Annotated in this window: 19 protein-coding genes; 8 read left to right on the forward strand and 11 right to left on the reverse strand. The window is 67.2% G+C overall.

Features of this window, described 5'->3' with window-relative positions; all coding sequences use genetic code 11:
- Positions 1 to 31: 31 nt before the first annotated feature.
- From AMYHA_RS09725 to AMYHA_RS09735, 3 genes are all read left to right on the forward strand, one after another.
- Positions 32 to 622: a helix-turn-helix domain-containing protein gene (locus AMYHA_RS09725; protein ID WP_034270228.1), complete on the forward strand. Its 591-nt coding sequence runs from the start codon at positions 32 to 34 to the stop codon at positions 620 to 622.
- Between the two features lie 43 nt (positions 623 to 665).
- Positions 666 to 2,330 carry a helix-turn-helix domain-containing protein gene (locus AMYHA_RS09730; protein ID WP_084037018.1) on the forward strand — a complete coding sequence of 555 codons (1,665 nt, stop codon included), beginning with the start codon at positions 666 to 668 and terminating at the stop codon, positions 2,328 to 2,330.
- A gap of 169 nt (positions 2,331 to 2,499) precedes the next feature.
- Complete coding sequence (locus AMYHA_RS09735) at positions 2,500 to 3,165, forward strand: hypothetical protein (RefSeq protein WP_157361981.1); 666 nt, start codon at positions 2,500 to 2,502, stop codon at positions 3,163 to 3,165.
- An 88-nt stretch (positions 3,166 to 3,253) separates the two neighbouring features.
- On the opposite strand, the gene AMYHA_RS09740 is transcribed toward AMYHA_RS09735, so the two are convergent.
- From AMYHA_RS09740 to AMYHA_RS09750, 3 genes are all read right to left on the reverse strand, one after another.
- Complete coding sequence (locus AMYHA_RS09740) at positions 3,254 to 3,829, reverse strand: dihydrofolate reductase family protein (protein WP_034270230.1); 576 nt, start codon at positions 3,827 to 3,829, stop codon at positions 3,254 to 3,256.
- Between the two features lie 248 nt (positions 3,830 to 4,077).
- Complete coding sequence (locus AMYHA_RS09745; protein WP_034270232.1) at positions 4,078 to 4,578, reverse strand: DUF3830 family protein; 501 nt, start codon at positions 4,576 to 4,578, stop codon at positions 4,078 to 4,080.
- A gap of 59 nt (positions 4,579 to 4,637) precedes the next feature.
- Positions 4,638 to 5,891, reverse strand: coding sequence for an aspartate aminotransferase family protein (locus AMYHA_RS09750; protein ID WP_034270235.1), 1,254 nt, complete (start codon positions 5,889 to 5,891; stop codon positions 4,638 to 4,640).
- 198 nt (positions 5,892 to 6,089) lie between these two features.
- Between AMYHA_RS09750 and AMYHA_RS09755 the strand changes: the two genes are divergently transcribed.
- Positions 6,090 to 7,559, forward strand: coding sequence for an NAD-dependent succinate-semialdehyde dehydrogenase (locus tag AMYHA_RS09755; protein WP_034270239.1), 1,470 nt, complete (start codon positions 6,090 to 6,092; stop codon positions 7,557 to 7,559).
- Between the two features lie 85 nt (positions 7,560 to 7,644).
- Here AMYHA_RS09755 and AMYHA_RS09760 read toward each other — a convergent pair whose 3' ends face one another.
- The 4 genes from AMYHA_RS09760 to AMYHA_RS09775 form a co-directional block, all read right to left on the reverse strand.
- Positions 7,645 to 8,505: a S1 family peptidase gene (locus AMYHA_RS09760; RefSeq protein ID WP_051399718.1), complete on the reverse strand. Its 861-nt coding sequence runs from the start codon at positions 8,503 to 8,505 to the stop codon at positions 7,645 to 7,647.
- A 178-nt stretch (positions 8,506 to 8,683) separates the two neighbouring features.
- Positions 8,684 to 9,397, reverse strand: coding sequence for a GntR family transcriptional regulator (locus tag AMYHA_RS09765; protein WP_034270242.1), 714 nt, complete (start codon positions 9,395 to 9,397; stop codon positions 8,684 to 8,686).
- On the reverse strand, positions 9,387 to 10,115 hold the full coding sequence (locus AMYHA_RS09770; RefSeq protein ID WP_034270245.1) for a maleate cis-trans isomerase family protein: 729 nt from the start codon (positions 10,113 to 10,115) through the stop codon (positions 9,387 to 9,389). The genes AMYHA_RS09765 and AMYHA_RS09770 overlap by 11 nt, the downstream gene beginning before the upstream one ends.
- A 97-nt stretch (positions 10,116 to 10,212) precedes the next feature.
- Positions 10,213 to 10,962, reverse strand: coding sequence for a maleate cis-trans isomerase family protein (locus tag AMYHA_RS09775; protein ID WP_034270248.1), 750 nt, complete (start codon positions 10,960 to 10,962; stop codon positions 10,213 to 10,215).
- A gap of 255 nt (positions 10,963 to 11,217) precedes the next feature.
- Here AMYHA_RS09775 and AMYHA_RS09780 point away from each other — a divergent pair, with 255 nt between their 5' ends.
- Together AMYHA_RS09780 and AMYHA_RS09785 are read left to right on the forward strand one after the other, a co-directional pair.
- Complete coding sequence (locus AMYHA_RS09780; protein WP_051399719.1) at positions 11,218 to 12,162, forward strand: D-2-hydroxyacid dehydrogenase; 945 nt, start codon at positions 11,218 to 11,220, stop codon at positions 12,160 to 12,162.
- 82 nt (positions 12,163 to 12,244) lie between these two features.
- The gene (locus tag AMYHA_RS09785) at positions 12,245 to 13,657 is read left to right on the forward strand and encodes an amidase (protein WP_034270251.1); all 1,413 of its coding nucleotides are present in this window, start codon (positions 12,245 to 12,247) and stop codon (positions 13,655 to 13,657) included.
- Between the two features lie 33 nt (positions 13,658 to 13,690).
- On the opposite strand, the gene AMYHA_RS09790 is transcribed toward AMYHA_RS09785, so the two are convergent.
- The 3 genes from AMYHA_RS09790 to AMYHA_RS09800 all read right to left on the reverse strand — a co-directional run bounded on the left by AMYHA_RS09790 (position 13,691) and on the right by AMYHA_RS09800 (position 16,092).
- Entirely contained in the window at positions 13,691 to 14,767 is a 1,077-nt protein-coding gene (locus tag AMYHA_RS09790) for an alpha/beta hydrolase fold domain-containing protein (protein WP_051399720.1), read from the reverse strand.
- Between the two features lie 103 nt (positions 14,768 to 14,870).
- Positions 14,871 to 15,704: a helix-turn-helix domain-containing protein gene (locus AMYHA_RS09795; RefSeq protein ID WP_231104679.1), complete on the reverse strand. Its 834-nt coding sequence runs from the start codon at positions 15,702 to 15,704 to the stop codon at positions 14,871 to 14,873.
- 145 nt (positions 15,705 to 15,849) lie between these two features.
- Positions 15,850 to 16,092 carry a DUF397 domain-containing protein gene (locus tag AMYHA_RS09800; protein ID WP_034270254.1) on the reverse strand — a complete coding sequence of 81 codons (243 nt, stop codon included), beginning with the start codon at positions 16,090 to 16,092 and terminating at the stop codon, positions 15,850 to 15,852.
- 241 nt (positions 16,093 to 16,333) lie between these two features.
- On the opposite strand from AMYHA_RS09800, the gene AMYHA_RS25635 reads away from it, so the two are divergent.
- On the forward strand, positions 16,334 to 17,137 hold the full coding sequence (locus AMYHA_RS25635; protein ID WP_169732913.1) for a GGDEF domain-containing protein: 804 nt from the start codon (positions 16,334 to 16,336) through the stop codon (positions 17,135 to 17,137).
- Positions 17,138 to 17,333: 196 nt separating this feature from the next.
- On the forward strand, positions 17,334 to 18,197 hold the full coding sequence (locus AMYHA_RS09810) for an SAM-dependent methyltransferase (RefSeq protein WP_034270257.1): 864 nt from the start codon (positions 17,334 to 17,336) through the stop codon (positions 18,195 to 18,197).
- A gap of 31 nt (positions 18,198 to 18,228) precedes the next feature.
- Here AMYHA_RS09810 and AMYHA_RS09815 read toward each other — a convergent pair whose 3' ends face one another.
- Positions 18,229 to 19,596 (reverse strand): WS/DGAT/MGAT family O-acyltransferase, encoded by a 1,368-nt coding sequence (locus AMYHA_RS09815; RefSeq protein WP_034270260.1) that lies wholly within the window; start codon positions 19,594 to 19,596, stop codon positions 18,229 to 18,231.
- Positions 19,597 to 19,606: the final 10 nt, after the last annotated feature.

Genomic DNA, 19,606 nt, shown 5'->3' on the forward strand with positions numbered 1-19,606 from the left:
AAGTCTTTTGCCGCTATGGCAAACTCGCGGCATGGACGACGACCTCGACCGAGCGCTGGACGCTGTCGGCCCCCGGCTCCGTGCGCTGCGCAGGCAGCGGCGGACCACGCTGGCCGACCTGTCGGACGCGACCGGTGTCTCGGTGAGCACGCTGTCACGCCTGGAATCCGGTGACAGGAAGCCCACGTTGGAGCTGTTGCTGCCCTTGGCCAAGGCGCACGGCGTCACGTTGGATGAGCTCGTCGATGCCCCACTTACCGGCGATCCGCGCATCCACCTGCGTCCGGTCGCCCGCAATGGCATGACGATGCTGCCGTTGACCCGGCGCCCCGGTGGCATCCAGGCGTACAAGCTGATCATTCCCGGCAGCGATCCGCCGAAGGAGCCCGATTCGCAGATCCACGAGGGCTACGAGTGGATGTATGTCCTCAATGGACGGCTACGGCTGGTTCTCGGTGACCACGACTTCGTGCTCACCCCGGGTGAGGCTGCCGAGTTCGACACGCACGTGCCGCATTGGTTCGGTGCCGCCGATGCCGAGCCGGTCGAGATCCTCAGCCTGTTCGGCAAGCAGGGCGAGCGGGCGCATCTGCGTGCCCGACCCCGGCAGGCAGCCGAGTGATTTGGCGTGTGAGTCAATTGGTGCGTTGGTCTAATATGAGTAAATGGTCCGACGTGAGGTCGCGGCTGAGGTAGACGTCACGGCGGTGCTCGAGCGGGGACGCGCAGCCTATGCGCAGGACCGATGGATCGATGCCTTCGAGGGCCTGGCAGCGGCGGACGAGCGTTCGAAGCTGGGCGCTGCCGATCTCTGCGTGTTCGCGAGTGTCGCGTACTTGGTCGGCCGTGACGCCGTCGCCCTTGACGCCTTTCAGCGGGCACATCAGGCGTTCCTCCGCGACGGCGATGCGGGAAGGGCCATACGCTGCGCGTTCTGGCTCGGGTACGTGCTGATGGTCTCCGGCCGACCGGCAGAGGCGATGGGGTGGTGGACGCGTGGCCAGCGACTGCTCGACGAGGACGGTCTCGATCGCGTCGAGCAGGGATATCTGCTGATCCCGCCAGCGCTGCGCACGCTGAACGAGGGTGATCCGCGCGCCGCCTACGACGGCTTCGGCGAGGTCATGGCGATCGCCAAGCGCTTTGATGACCCCGACCTGCTCGCGTGGAGCAGGCTGGGGCGTGGGCGATCGCTGGTCAACATGGGTGAGACCGGGCGCGGGATGGCCATGCTTGACGAGGCGATGGTCGCGGTGACGTCGGGAGACATCTCGCCGATGGTGACCGGGCGTATCTACTGTGCGGTGATCATCGCGTGCCGGGAGGCCTTCGATCTGCGACGCGCGCAGGAATGGACCAGGGCGTTCGGCCGCTGGTGCGCCACCCAGCAGGGGCTGAAACCGTATCGGGGTCAGTGCATGGTCCATCGTTCCGAGATCATGCAACTGCACGGCGAGTGGTCCGAAGCCATCGACGAGGTGCGCCAGGCGTGCGCACACCTGTCCGATCCGCCCGGTGATCCGGTGCTTGGCATGGCCCAGTATCAAATGGGTGAGCTGTTGCGGCTCCGTGGCGAGTTCACCAGGGCCGAAGACGCCTATCGACGTGCGGGCGAGTGCGGACATTCCGTCCAACCTGGACTCGCGATGTTGCGCTTGGCGCAGGGCCGTGTCGATGACGCCGCTGCGGCCATCCGCCGGGTCGTCGCCGACTCGGCGGACGACCGCACCGAGCGGGCCAGGATTCTCGGCGCCTTCATCACGATCATGCTGGCCATCGACGATGTCGACGCCGCACGAACCGCGACAGGAGAGCTGGAGCAACTCGCATCGGACCTCGACGCGGTGTATTTGCACGCTGTCGCCGCGTCCGCGCGTGGCGCGGTCGCGCTCGCGGACGGTGATGCCCAGGGCGCGTGCGCCGCGTTCCGGCGTGCGTTGGCCGCGTGGCAGGAGCTCGATGCTCCATACGAAGTGGCCGAGGTGCGGATGTCAATGATGAAGGCGTGCCGCGAACTGGGCGACCACGACACCGCGGCGATGGAGGCGAACGCTGCGCGCAGGACGTTCGAGAACCTGGCCGCGGCGCCGGCGTTGGCGGCGCTCGGGGAGCCCGCTGCCGCGGGGCCCAGCAGGTTGACCCGCCGCGAGCTCGACGTAGTGCGGCTGGTGGCGAGCGGCGTGACGAATCGAGACGTCGCGCGGGCGCTATCGATCAGCGAGAAGACGGTTGCCAGGCACCTGAGCAACATGTACAGCAAGTTAGGTGTCACCTCACGCGCGGGTGTCACCGCGTATGCCTACGAGCACGACCTCATCCGCGGTCGCTGACCTGGGCCTACACAGATCTACCCATCTCGGGTCGGCGGCCGAAGTTGGGTAGTTGTTCCGAAGCATCGAGGGGCGCGCACAGCAGATCCTGGTGGGGTCACAGCTCACGGCGAGCGACCCGATGAATATCGGCGTCGGTATCCAGCGCTGAGCGATAGGAGACAAGGCCATGAAACCAACGACAAGGAGCCGCTACGGTGCGGTCACCGTGGCGGTGGCACCAGCCGTGATGTTCGTTGCGCTCGTCGCGCATCCCTTCATCGCCAGACTGCCCGACGCCGACGCTATCGCCTCGGCCGCTCAGGCGAACCAGGCCATGTGGGCGGCCGTGCATCTCCTGACGGTGGTCGGCGTCGCGTTGACAGCATTGGCGTTCCTCGCGATCCGGGCGCACCTGCGCGACGCGGGGGAGAACCGGTACGCGTGGGCGCTTCCCTGGCTGCTCTTCGGCAGTGTGCTGTACGCGGTCCTTCCTGGGATGGAGCTGACACCGTTCGCTGTCGCGCGAACGGGTGGTGATGTGGCCGCAGCGCAGCAAGAGCTCGTACCGGTGTTCGTCGCGGTGCTCGCGGTCAGCTCGATCACCTTCGCCATCGGTGCCGCGGGGTTCGCGAAGGCGGTCCTCGCCAGCGGCGTCCTGGTCAGGCCGTTGGGCCTCGTCGTCGCGACCGCGTTGATCGTGCTCGCGTTGTCCCGGTTCGTGCCGCTGGGCGCGGTGCAGTTCTACGTGCAGGCAGCGGCTGGGCTGGTAGCGCTGTGGCCGTTGGCTTTGCACATGTGGCGAGGCTCGGTGACGGCGCCGGTCGTGCGAACGCAGACCGAGACGGTTCCGTGACAACCGGCGCCGTGGCTCGCGTTCGTGGCGCAGGCACCCCAGGCTTCGGGGTACCTGCGCCATGCGGCGTTCGTTGCCGGATACCACCTCAGTGGATGACGTCGTAGACGAGTTTCTGGATGCCGTTGGGGTAGGTTTCGCTTTCGATGACTGTGAGCATGGTTTTGTCGGCGTCGGCGTTGCTGAATAGCCGCTTGCCCGCGCCGAGCAGGACGGGGAACACCAGCAGGTGGTAGCGGTCGATCAGGCCCGCGTCGGAGAGGTTGCGGTTCAACGTGGCGCTGCCGTGGACGATGATCGGCCCGCCCTCGGTTTCCTTCAACGCCGCCACCTCGTCCAGCGAGCGCAGGATGGTGGTCTCGCCCCAGTTGTCGACGAGGTCGTCGTCTTTGAGTGTTGACGACACGACGTACTTCGGCATCGCGTTGTACCCGGCGAACTCCTCGGTCATCGTCGGCCAGACCGGGCTGAACTGCTGGTAGCTGACCCGGCCCAGCAGCATCGCGGTGGCCTCGTCCTGCTCGCGACCCTTCAGTTCATAGACCTCGGGCTGGAAGTCGATGTCATTGAACGTCCAGCCCGCACTGCGGTGGTTCTCATCCGGGCCGGGGGCCTCGATGACGCCGTCCAGGGAGACGAAGGCGGTCGTGATCAGGGTGCGCATGGCTTCCTCCTCATAGTCAGGTGAACTCCCACTTCACCTGCTACGTCGGAGCCCACCACACCACTTCGACACAGCCGACGCGAAACTTTTCGGGATTTTCGTTGCCGATGCTGGAGGGCCTGGACATGGCACGTTGGCGGAACGCGCGACGCACCGTTCGCAGGACACGGCGTCCTGAGTGTCGGACACGACGTCGTGAGTGCCGGACACGGCGTCGTGAGTGCCGGACACGGCGCACCAGGTCTCGGCTAGTCCGCGTGGCGGAAGCTGAGGGTCTCGCCCTCGACGCCGCGGAGCCAAAGATCCTGGGCCGCAGCCGCCATGTCGTCCAGTCCCTCGACGATGGTGGCGAAGACGTTGCCCGGCACCCAGCCCGCGTCGCCGTTGATCAGCAGATTGTTGCGGTCGTAGAAGATCGCCAAGTCCGTTGCGCCCGCCGCACTGTGCGCCTCACTCTCCGCGTCGTAGCCGTAGGCTGGATTGCCGATCTCCCACGGCTCGAACGCGAAGTACATGACGTCGCCGGGAATCGGCGTCACCGTGGGGTTCTCCCGCCCCGGCTCCGGGTCCGCGAACGGTGCGACCAGCGTGTACACCTCGTTTCTGGCGTACTTCGCGTGGTACGCCTGATCGCCCTGCGGCAGCGCGCGCCAGACCGCCTCGCACGTGCGGGGGGCCTGCTCATCGAGCAGGACCGCCCGGCACGAGACGCCGCGTTTGTCCAGGCTGATCGTGATGTAGCGGCTCATGACGCCCCTTCCGGGTCGCGGTCGTGAGTGCTGATCGGAGTTCTAACCCGGATCAGCACTCACGACGTGACCTCGGCGACGACGTCCGCCCAGATGTCGAGGGCAGCGTCGATCTGCTCAGCGTTGACCACCAGCGGCGGGATCATCCGCACAACGTTCATGTGCGCGCCGCAGGTCAGCAGCAGCAATCCCTTCTTCGCCGCCGTCTGCTGCGCTGCCTTGGCGGTCTCCGGGTCCGCCTTGCCATCCGCTGTGACGAACTCCGAGCCAACCATCAGCCCGAGCCCGCGCACATCGCCGATCTCCGGGTGCTTGGCCGCCACCGAACGGGCACCGTCGATGAGGCGCCTGCCTTGCTCAGCGGCGTTGCCGACCAGCCCCTCATCCTGGATGACGTCCAATGTGGCCAGTGCGGCGGCGCAGGCGACGGCGTTGCCGCCGTAGGTGCCGCCCTGCGAGCCAGGCCACGCCTTCGCCATCAGCTCAGTCGGCGCGGCGATCGCCGACAGCGGAAACCCGCTGGCGAGGCCCTTCGCGGTGATCACGACGTCGGGCTGGACGTCGAAGTGCTCGTGACCCCAGAACTTGCCTGTCCGCCCGAAGCCGGTTTGCACCTCGTCCAGCACCAGCAGGATGCCGTGTTCGTCGGCGCGCTGGCGCAGCCCGGCGAGGAACTCGGCGTTCGCGGGCACGTAACCGCCTTCGCCCAGCACCGGCTCGATGAAGAACGCCGCGATGTCGCCGGGCGCGCTCTGCGTCGCGAACAGATAGTCCAGCTCTTGCAGCGCGAACTTCGTCGCGGTCTGCTCGTCCCAGCCGTAGCGGTAGGCGAACGGGAACGGTGCGACGTACACCCCCGGCATCAGCGGCGAGATGCCAGAGGAGAACCGGGTGCCGCTGGTCGTCATCGACGCCGCCGCGACGGTGCGGCCGTGGAACCCGCCCTCGAACACCACGACGTTCGGACGTTCGGTCGCCTGCCTGCTCAGCCGCAGCGCCGCCTCGACGGCCTCGCTGCCGGAGTTGACGTAGAACAGCGAGTCCAGCCCCGGCGGCAAGACGTCGCCGAGCCGCTCGGTCAGTCGCTGGAGTGGCTGGTGCATCACTGTCGTGTACTGCCCGTGGATCAGCTTGCCGACCTGCTCCTGCGCGGCGGCGACGACGCGCGGGTGGCAGTGACCGGTGCTGGTGACGCCGATGCCCGCGGTGAAGTCGAGGTGCCGGTTGCCGTCGACGTCATAGAGGTAGACGCCTTCGCCGTGGTCGACCACGACCGGAGTCGCTTGCTTGAGCAGGGGAGAAAGCTGGGACATGTGGGTACTCCTTTGCTCGGGGGTCGCCCGACGCGGGTGGGTGTGGCAGGCGGGAACAGGCGTGGCGACACGCTTGTAGATTGTCAACAATATCCATAGCATGACGTCAGAGGGCCGAGCAATCAACCCGGAATCGCACGTGCGACACGCTTGGTACCACGGCTTCCCCAGACACGGCTTCCGATAAGGAGTGCGGACATGAACGCGACCCCGAGCGAATCCAGCGTCGTCGACGCGGTGGGCAAGGACCTCTTCATCGACGGCAAGTGGCGGCCTGCCAGCGGCTCGAAGACGCTGCCTGTCCACGACCCGTCGACCGGCGAGGTGCTGTGCGAGGTCGCGGACGCCTCACCGGCCGACGGCAAGGACGCGCTCGACGCGGCTGTCGCCGCGCAGGCGAGCTGGGCGAAGCACCCGCCGCGCGAGCGGGGCGAGATCCTGCGGCGCTCCTACGAACTGCTCATGGAGCGCAACGAGGAACTGGCGCTGCTGATGACCCTTGAGATGGGCAAGCCGCTGGCCGAGTCGCGTGGCGAGGTGGCCTACGCGGCGGAGTTCTTCCGGTGGTTCGCCGAGGAGGCGGTGCGTATCGACGGCGGCTACGCGGTCGCGCCGAACGGCAAGGGCCGGTTCCTCGTGCACCGGCAGCCGGTCGGACCGTCGCTGCTGATCACGCCGTGGAACTTCCCGATGGCCATGGGTACCCGCAAGATCGGCCCCGCGGTCGCGGCGGGCTGCACGTCGGTGATCAAGCCCGCCGCGCAGACGCCGCTGTCGATGCTGGCGCTGGTCGGGATCATGGCAGAGGCCGGGCTGCCGGAAGGGGTCGTCAACGTGATCACCACCAGCAACTCCGGTGGGGTGATCGAGCCGCTGATCCGCGACGGCAGGGCGCGCAAGTTGTCGTTCACCGGTTCGACGTCGGTGGGGCGCAAGCTCCTCGAACAGTGCTCGGAGAAGGTGCTGCGGACCTCGATGGAACTCGGCGGCAACGCGCCGTTCCTCGTCTTCGACGACGCCGACATCGACGCGGCGATCGAGGGCGCGATGCTCGCCAAGCTGCGCAACATCGGCGAGGCGTGCACCGCGGCGAACCGGTTCTACGTGCAGCGCGGCATCGCGGACGAGTTCGCCCGCAGGCTCACCGAGCGGATGTCGGCGCAGCCGATCGGGCGAGGCACCGAGGAGGGCGTCGTGATCGGGCCGCTGATCGACGAGGCCGCCATCGAGAAGGTGTCCAGCTTGGTCAGTGACGCGGTCGACAGGGGAGCGAAGGTGCTCACCGGCGGTGCCGGGGTGGACGGTCCCGGCCACTTCTACCAGCCGACCGTGCTCACCGACGTGCCACAGGATTCCCGGCTGGCGCACGACGAGATCTTCGGGCCGGTCGCGCCGATCAACGTCTTCGACACCGAGGACGAAGCCATCGCCAAGGCCAACGACACCGAGTACGGCCTTGTCAGCTACCTCTACACCCAGGACATCAACCGTGCGCTGCGAGTCACGGAGGCGCTGGAGGCCGGCATGGTCGGACTGAACCAGGGCATCGTGTCCAACCCGGCCGCGCCGTTCGGCGGCATCAAGCACTCCGGCCTCGGTCGCGAAGGCGGCACCGTCGGTATCGACGAGTTCCTGGAGACGAAGTACGTCGCCGTCGGGCTGAGCTGATCCTGATCACGCCGTGGGGTAGCGGGCCGCTACCCCACGGCATGTGCGCGTGTCGTGGCTGGTCCTCGGCGCATCCCGAGCGCGGTTATTTCTTCGGCCCGTTGCCGTTGTTGTTTTCCTTGCCGCGTGGCGGCTCGTCTTGCTCCGACGTCGTGGTGTTGCCGCCCAGCGTTGTGGTGAGGAAGTCCAGGATGCTGGGGGCGTTCACTTCGGCGTAGACGCCGGGAAAACCGGGGTACGCGCAGCCGATGCCCCAGCTGACGATGCCGATCTGCACCAGCCTGCCGTCGAGTTCGTGGAACAGCGGACCGCCGCTGTCGCCCTGGCAGGAGTCCGCGAGCAGTTCCTCCGCGCAGATCTCGGTCTCCGGGTCGAAGCCGGCGAGGCCGTTGCCGGTCATGCCTTCGCACCGGTCATCGGCGACCGCTTCGACGTCGGCGCGCTTGAGATGGCTCGGGGTCGTGGGCGACCCGAAGAACTCCGTGCCCCAGCCCGCCACGGTGAGTGGTGTGCCTTCGGCTTCGAGGTCGTCGTCGCCCGTGTCGGCCAGTGGGATGGTCGGCACGGACACCGGTTCGGCGAGCTTGAGCAGCGCGGCGTCGTTGGTGCCGTCGTAGTCCGGGTGCACGTGGATCTCGGCGACCGCGACGCGCTGACCACCTTCGGCGTCCAGGTCAGTCTTACCGACGACGACGTCCTGGTCGGACGGCTTGGCGTCATCGACGCAGTGCGCCGCGGTGAGCACCCACTCCGGGTCGACGACGCTGCCGCCGCAGAAGTGGAAGTCGCCGTCCTGCAGCGACGCCATGAACGGGTACTGGCCCTCTGCCGCCTGCTCGCCGCCGACGATGGCCTGAGCGGGGTGCGTCAGGACCACGGTGGCGGCAACCGCGACGGCGGTGGCGATGGCAGCGCCGACCGCGGTGTGCTTGCTCGTGACTCGCACGGAATTCTCCTCTGTCTGCCCGACGGTTCGTTCCGTGTAACGAGCGCGACAGGGATGAGTCACTCGAAAGAGTGAATGCTGTTCGGATGAGTGCTGTGGATCTTGAGGCGTTCTGGCGACCCGGATCGCCAGAACGCCTCAAGATCCACAGCGGCCGGATGCGGTGCGGGTCGTTCACTTAGCCCGCGATGTCGACACCGTCGGCAGGAACCGAAGGTGGCGGGCCGGAGTGGAGGCTGCTGCCAGGGGCGAGCCGGGTGATCGCGTCCTCCATGTGCGCGTCCAGCAGCTCAAGCACGCGCTGCTCGTCCCCCGCCGTCATCGCCTCGATGATCGCCGTGTGCTCGGTGACCCTGTCTTCGCCCGGTTGGTCGGTGCGCTGCAGCGCGGCCAGACACATCCGGGTCTCGATCAGCAGGGTGCGCGCCATCCGTACCAGCCTGCGGCTGCCGGAGGCGCGCACGAGTGCCTCGTGGAACCGCAGGTCCGCTTCTGGCAGCGCGTTCGGATCAGGGTCCGCTGCCGCCTCGATCATCTCGTCGAGTGCTTCGCTGAGTTCGGCCACCGCGCTCTCGGTGTCGCCGCGCATGATGCGAATGGCCGCCGCGCGCTCGATCGCCGCCCGCGAGGCGTAGATGTCGTAGACGTCGCCGGGCTCGAGGTCGATGACGAAGAGGCCCCGGTGCCGCTCGCTGCGCAGCAGGCCTTCGGACACCAGCCGTTGCATCGCCTCCCGCAGTGGGCCGCGCGACACCTCGAACCGTGCCGCCAGTTCGGCTTCGCCGAGTTGGGTGCCCGGTGGCAGTGCGCCGGTCATGATCGCGTCGCGCAGTTGCCGCGCGATGATCGACGCCGTCGATTCTCGGTTGACCGGTTCGATGTCAGACAGCATCGGCGTCCCCCTCGCGGAACAATCTGCCGATCCCATCCGCCCGGGTGGACGCACCCGCCAGCCGCAGTCCCTCCCAGATGGTGACCTGGTTGGCGGTCAGCACGGGCTTGCCGAGGCGCTGCTCGATCGGATCGATGAGCGCGATGGTCCGCATCGCGGTGTCCGGGATCAGCAGGGCGTCCGCGTCGGGGTGATCGCCTCGGGTGACCAGTTCGGCCACTTCGTCCGGTCGCAGCTGGCCGACCTCGGCGGCGGTGTCGATGCCCGCACTGGACAGCTGGGTAACGTCGACGCCCTCCGCGGCGAGGAACTCCCGGAACAGCGTGGCGACCTCGTCGGGGTAGCTGGCCGTGATGGCGACCCGCTTCAGCCCGAGCGCGCGCAACGCCCTGGTGAAGGCGAACGAGGTACTCGACGCCGGTGTCCCGCTGGCGGCGGCGAGCTTGGTGATCTGCTCGGCGGCACCGTTCCGGCCGAACACGAAGCTGCCGCTGGTGCAGGCCCACACCACAGCGTCGGGAAACAGCGGTGCGAGCTGCTCGGCGCCTTCCGCGAGCCGGTGCTCGCTGCCGAGGTCGAGCAACTCCGCGACGGCGTGCAGGTCGGTGCCGTAGATGTGGGTCACCGACAGCGTGACGGCGTCGCCGAGAAGTCGTTGGGCTAGCGGGTAGTCATCCTCGGCCGCGTGGTCGGGGTAGATGAATCCGATCGTCTTCACCGGTGCCTCCTGCCGCCGCTGGTCGTCACCTGCGTGCTACTGAGCGGTCGCTACGTGAGGATTGTTGACAATCCTAGTAGAAGCTACACCGTTCGGGTTATGCAACCTCGGCGTGCCAGCTGCCCGGCCCCACCACCGGCAGCCCCATCCGCACCATGCAGGCCCACATCGTGAGCTGGTTGGCGGTCAGTACCGGCTTGCCGAGCCATTGTTCGAGCGGGTCGATGATGTCGAACGTGGGCAGATTGGTGCAGCTGACGAAGATGGCCTCCGCGTCGGGGTGGTCGGCGGCGACGATGCGTTCGGCGATGGTGCGGTAGCTGACTCGCCAGATGCCGCCACCGAGACCGAGGTGATCGCTGGAGACCGTCTCGACGTCCAGTTCGGCGAGGAAGTCGTGCAGCTTATGAGTGAGTTCCTCGACGTACGGGGTGAGTACGGCGATGTGCCGCAGGTTGAGCTGTCGCAGCACCTCGGCGAGCGCGCCCGAGGTCGTCACCGCGTCCGGCGCGCCGGCGTCGCAGATGACCTTGCGCAGCTCGTGTTCGCCGTCGACGCCGTTGATGAAGCTGCCTGAGCTGCACAGGTACGCCACGACCTCCGGCTCGACGTGCAGCACGTCGCGGGTTGCCGCGGCGACGTGCCTCGCGTTGCTGACCAAGTGCGCCATGTCGAGACTGACCGGCACCGGTTCATAGGGGGTGCGCGCGAGATGCAGCGAGACCTCGATCGGAACCCAGCGCCAGAGCTCGCGTTCGAGTGCGAGGTCGAACGGTGCGATGACTCCAATGCCACGCTGGGCGAGCGGCCCTTCGGTGAAGGACAAGTCCAGTCCGGACAGGTCCAAGGCTCACCCCTTCGTCGTCGTACTGTGCCGGTGGGTACCAGTCCGACCGAAAGGAGGTTGACCTGGCAGTTTCCAGTCGGCTTGCTTTCGGTCTTCGTGGTAAGACGCTGTGTTGCTTGACTGCCCCGGGGGATCCCTCGGATTGTTGACAATCATACGATCAACTCATACCGTGTCAACGTGATGGGAGCCGGTGACCACGTTGAGAGTGCCCCTGTCGTCGCCGTCCTATGCGGACAGGATCGGCCGCGCGGCATGGCACCGGTTGAGGAGGCAGCGACCGTACGGTATGCGGACGCCGCTGGACTGCCGGACGCACTACGCGGCGCCGATGTCCTCTTCGTGTGGGACTTCCTTTCCACGGCCGTGCCGGATGCCTGGCCTGCTGCCGATCGGCTCCAGTGGCTGCACATCGCCAGCGCGGGCGTCGACCCGGTGATGTTCCCCGGCCTGCGAGACAGCGACGTCACGCTCACCAACTCGCGCGGTGTGTTCGACAATCCGATCGCCGAGTACGTGCTCGGGCTGATCATCGCCTTCGCGAAGGACTTCGCGGGTTCGCTCGACCTGCAACGCGCGGGAACGTGGCGACACCGCGAGACCGAACGCGTCGGCGGCAAGCGTGCGTTGATCGTCGGCACCGGCCCGATCGGCAGGACCATCGCGCGGATGCTCACCGCCGCGGGTCTGTCGGTGGCGGGCGTGGGCAGGCGAGCCCGAGATGGCGATCCGGACTTCGGCACCGTGCACGCTTCCGACGACCTGGCCGAGCACATCGACTGGGCGGACTACGTCGTCGCCATCGCGCCGCTGACCGAGAAGACCAAGGGCATGTTCGACCGGCGGATGTTCGGCGCCATGAAGCGGGCCGCGCGGTTCATCAATGTCGGCAGGGGCGAGCTGGTCGTCACCGAGGACCTGGTCGACGCACTGCGCGCGGGCGAGTTGGCCGGGGCGGCGCTCGACGTCTTCGAGACCGAGCCGCTGCCAGGGGAGAGCCCACTGTGGACAATGGACAACGTGCTGCTCTCGCCGCACATGTCGGGCGACGTTGTCGGCTGGAAGGACACGCTGGTCGAGGTGTTCGTCGGCAACTTCCAGAAATGGCTGGCGGGTGAGCGGCTCGACAACGTCGTCGACAAGGAACTGGGCTACGTGCCGATGGGTGCCGGGCCGCCATATCAAGAAGACCGAAAGTAAGGCGACTGGCATACTCGTGTGACCTGCCAGGCAGGCTTACGTCCGGCCGGATGGGTATCTACCGGCACAGAAGGAGGAGCGCATGACCGCGAGTGCTGGGACGTTGTTGACGGCGAGTGAACTCACGGTCGCGTACTCGCAGGGCGCGGTGTCACCCGTCGAGGCGACGAAGGCGGCACTCGATGCGATTGAGCGCCGTGACGGTGACATCAATGCCTACTGCCTCGTCGACCCGGACCACGCGCTCGCGCTGGCGAAGGCGTCCGAGGAACGGTGGCGAGAAGGAAACCCGATCGGCTGGCTTGACGGCGTGCCCGCCTCGATCAAGGACATGTTCCTCACCGCGGGCTGGCCGACGCTGCGCGGTTCGCTGTGCGTCGACCCGGACCAGCGGTGGGAGGTCGACAGCCCAGTGATGGCGCGGATGCGCGAGGCGGGGCTGGTGATGCTCGGTAAGAACACAACGCCTGAGCTTGGCTGGAAGGCCACGACGGACAGCAGGGTCACCGGCATCACCCGGAACCCGTACGACACAAGCAAAACCGCGGGTGGTTCCAGCGGCGGCAGCGCGGCGGCCGTCGCGGCGGGCATGGGGGAGCTCTCGGTTGGCACCGACGCGGGCGGTTCGGTGCGCATCCCCGGCTCGTTCTGCGGGGTGGTCGGATTCAAGCCGACGTACGGCCGGATTCCGCTGTACCCGGCGAGCCCGTTCGGCGCGCTCGCGCACGCCGGGCCGATGGCGCGGTCGGTCGACGACATCGCACTGTTCATGGACATCCTCGCGATGCGGGACCACCGCGACCCGACGGCGTTGGCACCGCTGACCGCCAGCTACCGCGAAGCAGTGCACCGCGACGTCCGCGGCCTGAACGTGGCCTACTCGGCTGACTTCGGCTACATCGACGTCGACCCGGAGATCGCGGACTTGACCTCGCGCACCGTGCACACGCTGCAGGAAGCCGGGCTGGTCATCGAGAACGCCGACCCTGGGTTCGACGACCCGGCCGACACCTTCGAGCTCCTCTGGTACACGGGTGCGGCCAAGTGGCTGAACACGTTCCCCGAGGGCGCCGAGGAGAAGATCGACCGGGGGCTGGTCACCGCGTGGCGGGAGGGCCTGACCTACTCGGCGATGGACTGGCTCGCGGCCGATCAGTCGCGCCGGGAGCTGGGCATCCTCATGGGCGAGTTCCACAACCGCTACGACGTGCTGATCACGCCGATGATGCCGATACGGCCGTTCGAGGCGGGCCACGATGTGCCGCCCGGCGGGCCGTACACCAAGTGGTGGGAGTGGACGCGGTTCAGCTACCCGTTCAACCTCACCCAGCAGCCAGCGATCAGCGTGCCGATCGGATTCACCTCCGACGGACTGCCAGCAGGGCTGCAGATCGTCGGTCCCCGGCATTCGGACGACCTGGTGCTGGCCGTCGCACGGCTGGTGCAGGAGGTCCAGCCGTGGCGCATGGACATACCAGCGGGCGAGGCGCGCTGAGTCTGGCCGTCGGCCGGTGTGTGCGTGGCGGGGTCAGCCTTCGCCGGCCGTCCCAGCCGCTCCGGCCGTACCGCCGATGGTCTCCCGCGTGAACGCCGCGATCTGTCGCAGCGCCGCGCGCGTCTCAGGGGAGAAGTAGCCGAGCACGGGGAAGGCGTGCACCTGGCCGTGCCAGACCTGCAGCTTGCATGGCGCACCGGCACTCCAGAGCCGTTCGGCCATCAGCTCGGCGTCGCAGAGCAGTACCTCGGACTCGGCCGCCATGATCAGCGACGGTGGCATCCCGGTGAGGTCCTCGTTGACCGGCGATACCGGCGGCTCGTGGTGTTCGGGGTCGCCGCGCCAGAAGTCGGTCAGATCGGCGAGCCGGTTCACCGGGATGTAGGTGTCGCGCCGCGAGTTGGCGTGCGCCATGCGGGCGGCGGAATCGATGTCGAACAGCGGGGACGTTGCCACGATGCCGCCAGGCAGCGGCAGCCCAGCCTCGCGGGCCCGCAGCGTCGTCGCGAAAGTCAGGTAGCCGCCAGCCGAGTCGCCGGCGAACACGATCTTCTCCGCGGGTACGCCGTCGTCAAGCAAATGCTGGTAAGCGGTGAGGCAGTCGGTGACCGATCCGGGGATCGGCGTCTCGGGCAGCTGGCGGTAGGCCACCGACAGTGCGGGCAGCCGGGTGGCCGACGACAGCGCCGCGATGCCGCGCCGGTGGGTGTTGAGCCCGCAGAAGAAGAAGCCGCCGCCATGGAAGTACAGAATCGCCCCGTCGGTGTGTGGCTGCTCGGCGCGGCGCGCCCGCACCCACTCCGCCTCGAAGCCGTCGAAGGCTACCGGGGTGAGCGTGGTGTTGCGCGGCGCCGGCGCTCGCGCGGCGAGGCGGTCCAGGCGTTGCAGTGTGGCGATGCTGTTCGGGGACAGCGTGCCGAACCGGAACACCGTGCGTCCTGCCGCCCACGACGCCGCGTACAGCGCTCGCGACCGGTAGCTCAGCCGTCCACGTCGCGATGGCCGCGGCCGTCGCGTGAGGCCGGTGTCGCCCGCTCGTCGGCCGAGGATGGACTCGGATCGATGTGGTCCGCTCAGCGCCGCCTTCAGCCACCAGAACCTCATGCCCATCGCCGTCCCTTCAGTCTGCCGCCATTCTCATCCTCAGCGTATCGAAATACTGTCGGTATTCGAAGCGGGTAGGTCGCATCCCGTAGCGCCGGACCGGGCCGGGTCAGAGTTCCGCGCGGAGGGTGGCGAGGAGATCGAGGCTCTTTTCCGGGGTCGCGGCTTGGACGGACAGGAGGTCGATGACCTTGAGGTATTGCTCGATGTCGTGTCGTTTGTCGAGATAGAGGGCGCTGGTGAGTTGTTCGAGATAGACGACGTCGGGCAGGTCGGTGTCTGGGAAGCGCAGGAGGCTGAACGGGCCGCCAGCCGCCGCGTGTCCGCCGACGGAGTTGGGGAGCACTTGCACCGTGACGTTGGGCAGTTCGGTTGACGCGACGAGGTGATCGATCTGGGCGCGCATGACGTCCGTGCCGCCGATGGCTCGGCGCAGCGCCGCCTCGTCGATGATCGCCCACAGCATCGGCGGGTTGTCACCGGTAAGGATCCGCTGGCGGCCCATTCGCAGATTGATCCGCCGGTCGATTCCGGACGGGGGCTCGTTCGCGTGGCCGAGGAGGGTTACCGCGCGGGCATAGTCGGCGGTCTGCAGGAGGCCGGGGATGAACTGGTTCTCGTAGTTTCGGATGACGCGAGCCGCTTGTTCGAGCCCGAGATAGGTCTCGAACCACGACGGCAGCAGGTCGTTGTACTGATGCCACCAGCCTGGTTCGTTGGCTTGGCGGGCCAGCGCCAGCAGTGCCTCGCACTGGTCGGGGTCGGTGACCTTGTAAAGGGTGAGCAGGTCACGCAGGTCGCGTTCCTTGAACCCGACTTGGCCACGTTCAAGCCGACTGATCTTGGCGTGGGAGGCGCGGATCGCGTCGCCCGCGGCTTCCCTGCTGATCTTCTGCCGCTGTCGAAGCTGCCGGAGCTGGCCGCCGAGTGTGATCCGCAACACTGTGGGTCCACCGCCAGATGGAGTAAGTGACAGCGGCTCATCGGCGGATCTACGGCCTTCTGGTGGGCTAATCATGTGCGCTCCTCGGCGGAAAAGCCCTAGTGTGCCATAAAGGACACGTGATGGCGCAATTGTCAGCGGGGGCTCACGATGTGCCGACGAGGTCGTCCCAGTCGCCCTGCTTCGCGCTCGCGATGAACGCGCCGATCTCGGCGCGGCTATAGACCAGCACAGCACCCTGGGGGTCGCGCGAGTTACGGAGTGCGATCTCCCCGGTAGGTAACTGCGCCAGTTCCACGCAGTTCCCACTCGGATTGCTGCGCGCGCTCTTGCGCCAGACCAACCCAGGCCAGCGGGCGTGATCAGCGTTGGCTCGGTCCGTCGCCATGGATGCTGCCTTTCGTGGCGTGCCCGCAGCGCTGGTCGCATCGGGCCGTTCTTACATCTGTTCTTGCGAACGTTCTTGCATCTGCAAGGTACTTTCGGCACAGTAGCAGCGGATGGACAACCTGCAGGCGCGGGGCGATCCGGGGGAGGCAAGCGATGAGCGACGTGCTGGGCCACCGGGTTGCCCTTGCTGCCGCGTCGGGGCGCCACTGGGCACGTATCGGTGGGGGGTGCGGGCTCCGATGAGTTTTCTGACCATGGCCGTGGCGCTCGGAGTGACCGGCGTTCTCGCGTTCTGGCTGATGCTCGCGATACGGCGTGTCCGCGCGTTGGAACGACGAGTGCGGGTCGCCGAGCGCGCCGCGCGAACCGATTGCCTGACCGGGCTCGCCAACCGGGAGGGCCTCCGGTGCGCGATCGAAGAGCTGCGCGCTACCTCGGGCCGCGGTGAGCACGTCGCGGCGATCGCGCTCGACGTCGATGGGTTGAAACAGATCAACGACCACTTCGGTCATCCGGTCGGCGACGAGGTGTTGGTGCAGATCGCCCACCGCATTACCGGAGTGCGGGCTCGCACCACGTGCATCGCCCGCGTCGGTGGTGACGAGTTCGTCGTCCTACTCGACAGCTATCCCCACGCCGCGAAGGCAGGCCGCTACGCACGATGGCTCGCGGACGAGTTGAATGCGAGCATCGGCGCGATCCGCATCGCCGACGACCGGCATATCACCATCACCGCGAGCGTCGGGGTCGCCATCCAACCCGCTCACGGCCTCGATGAGCTGCTCGCCGAGGCCGATCGAGCGATGTATCGCACGAAGACCGCGGCCACGCACTCCCACCACGCCTCAGTCCGTTCCCGACTCACTGGGGCACCACGTCATCGACTGTCCGATTCAACCGAGCCAGCGCATCGCGAAATCGCGCTGGCCACGACCGAGGAGAGAGCCGACCATGCGCAGCCCCGCGCCCACCGCGGAATCACCAGCACGCTGTCGCCGCCAACAGTGCCAACGCGACCCGATCGGCCGAGGTTTGTGTCTTGAACACTACGGCCGCTGGCAGCTCGGACATGATCCGCTCGAGCTGCCCGGCGACTCGGCTCCCGCGCCGCGAAGCTCGGTCTGGACGCCCGCGAATATCTCCCGTCAGCCATGACGGGTGGGTTCCTCGCATCGCTCCGATGCCGCTATGGTCACACGAAAACCGCACCGGCGGACCTGGTGGCGAACGAAGGGCGCGATGACAACTAACGAGCACTCTGCCGAGATCGATGTCCAGCTGGACAAGCCCACCTCAGCACGAGCCTATGGCTGGATGCTGGGCGGCAAGGACAACTACGAGGTTGACCGGAACAGCATCCTGACCGTGGTGCAGGAATTCCCTGGCTGCGTCGATATCGCTCGACAGAACCGCCAGTTCCTGTACCGCGCCGTGCGGTACCTGGTCCGCGACGTCGGCATTACCCAGTTCATCGACATGGGCTGTGGGTTGCCCACCGACAACAACGTCCACGAGGTCGCACAGCGGTGCGATCCCGACGCCCGCGTCGTCTACGTCGACATCGATCCCATCGTGCTGGCTCATGGCAGGGCGCTGCTGGCCAACAACGCCGCCACCGCGGTCATCACGGCCGACATGCGCGAGCCGGAGGCGATTCTCGAACATCAAGACACTCGTCGGCTCATCGACTTCAGCGAGCCGGTCGCCGTGTTGTTCCTGTCGGTCGGCCACCACCTCCAGGACACCGATCCGGGAGCCCCCCGCCACGCGTTGCGTCACATCATCGATGAGGTGGCCGTGCCTGGCAGTCACCTCGCCGCATCCCAAGTTGTCATCGATGACCCCGTCCGGGGCGCTCGCATGTCGGACAAGCTCAATGGGCTAGGCGTGCCCTGGCAAACCCGCACTCCGGCCGAGTTCGGCGCCCTGTTCGATGGTCTACAGCCCGTCGAACCAGGACTCGTCAACCTCAAAGACTGGCGCCCTGACCCCACCCAGCCGCCACTCGAGCCGGTTCCTACCGAGCTCCATCGCTACGTCGGAATCACCAATACCAACACCGAGGTCTACGAATACGGTGGTGTCCTCCGGAAAGAGGCGTAACTCCCCACGCGTACGGCACTGAGATACACCGCTAGCGCGCCCCTGCCGCGGTGGCCAGTTCGGACATCGCGGTGTCCAGGTGCAGCAGCATCCGCTGCAGGTGCGGCACGCTGTTGCGGCAGCCGGTGATGCCGAAGTCCAGCATGTCGTTGTTACTGGTCAGCGTGATGTTCACCGCTTGGCCGTCGAGACAGATCGAGGCAGGGTAGACGCCGTCGAGCCTGGCGCCGTTGAAGTACGTCGGCCCCTTCGGCCCCGGCACGTTGGAAATCACCAGGTTGAACGCGGGCCGGGTGTGGTCGGCGACGCCGGGGATGGGCGACAGGCCGAGGGGCGAGACGTTCAGTGCCGACAGCAGCATGACCTGGATCGGGGTTAGTCCGGCGAACAACTTCTTACCGCTGCTCATCGACGCCGCGATCCGCGCGAGCCTGCGCGCGGGGTCTTGCTCGTTCGTGGCGAGATCGCAGAGGATCGCGCCGATCGCGTTGCCGCCCTCCTCGGCTGATTCGCTGCTGCGCAACGACACCGGCACCATGGCGGTGAGCGGCGCGTCAGGCAGTGAGCGATGTTCGATCAGATAGTCCCGCAGCGCGCCGGAACATGTCGCGAGCACGACGTCGTTGACCGTGGTGCCGGTGGCTTTGCTGATGCGACGGAACGACTCGATCGGCCACGACTGCGCCGCGAACCGCCGCGCGCCACCGATGGAGACATTGAACATCGTGCGCGGCGCCTGCATCGGCAGCGGTACCGAGTGCTCCCTGGCGGCTTCGGTCAACGCCCTGACCGCCGTCGGCCCGAACCCGGCGAAGTCGCTGGCGAGGCCGGTGATTCGCTGCAGCAGCGAGCCGCCGCTGGCGGACTTCGTGCGTTTCTTGCCCGGCTGCAGCTCCCATGGCGCGCGCACGTCTCGCGCGGACGGGTCGTCGGTGAGCGCGTTCTGCATCAGCCGCAGTGCGGACACCCCGTCGAGCAAGGCGTGGTGCACCTTGGTGTAGATCGCGAATCTATTGTCCGAGAGCCCCTCGACGAAGTGCGTTTCCCAGAGCGGCCGGTGCCGATCGAGCAACGTGCCGTGCCAGCGAGACGTGAGTTCCAGTAGTTCCCTGATCCTGCCAGGGGTGGGCAGCGCGGAACGCCGCACGTGGTACGAGAGGTCAAGGGCGGTGTCCTCGGACCAGAATGTCTGCCCGAGCGTGTTGACCGGGCTCATGGGCCGCTTCTGGAACAGCGGGGCGACCTCCGCGCGTTCGATCAGATCGCGGTAGATCGACTCGATGTAGTCGTCGCCTGCGCCGTCTGGCTTTGTGAACAGTTGCAGCCCGCCGACGTGCATTGGGTGCTCTCGCGATTCCATAAGCAGGAACATCGAGTCGGTAACCGGCATCAGTTGCATGGGCGAACCG

Source organism: Haloechinothrix halophila YIM 93223, assembly GCF_000504245.1.
GTDB classification, from domain to species: Bacteria; Actinomycetota; Actinomycetes; order Mycobacteriales; family Pseudonocardiaceae; genus Haloechinothrix_A; species Haloechinothrix_A halophila.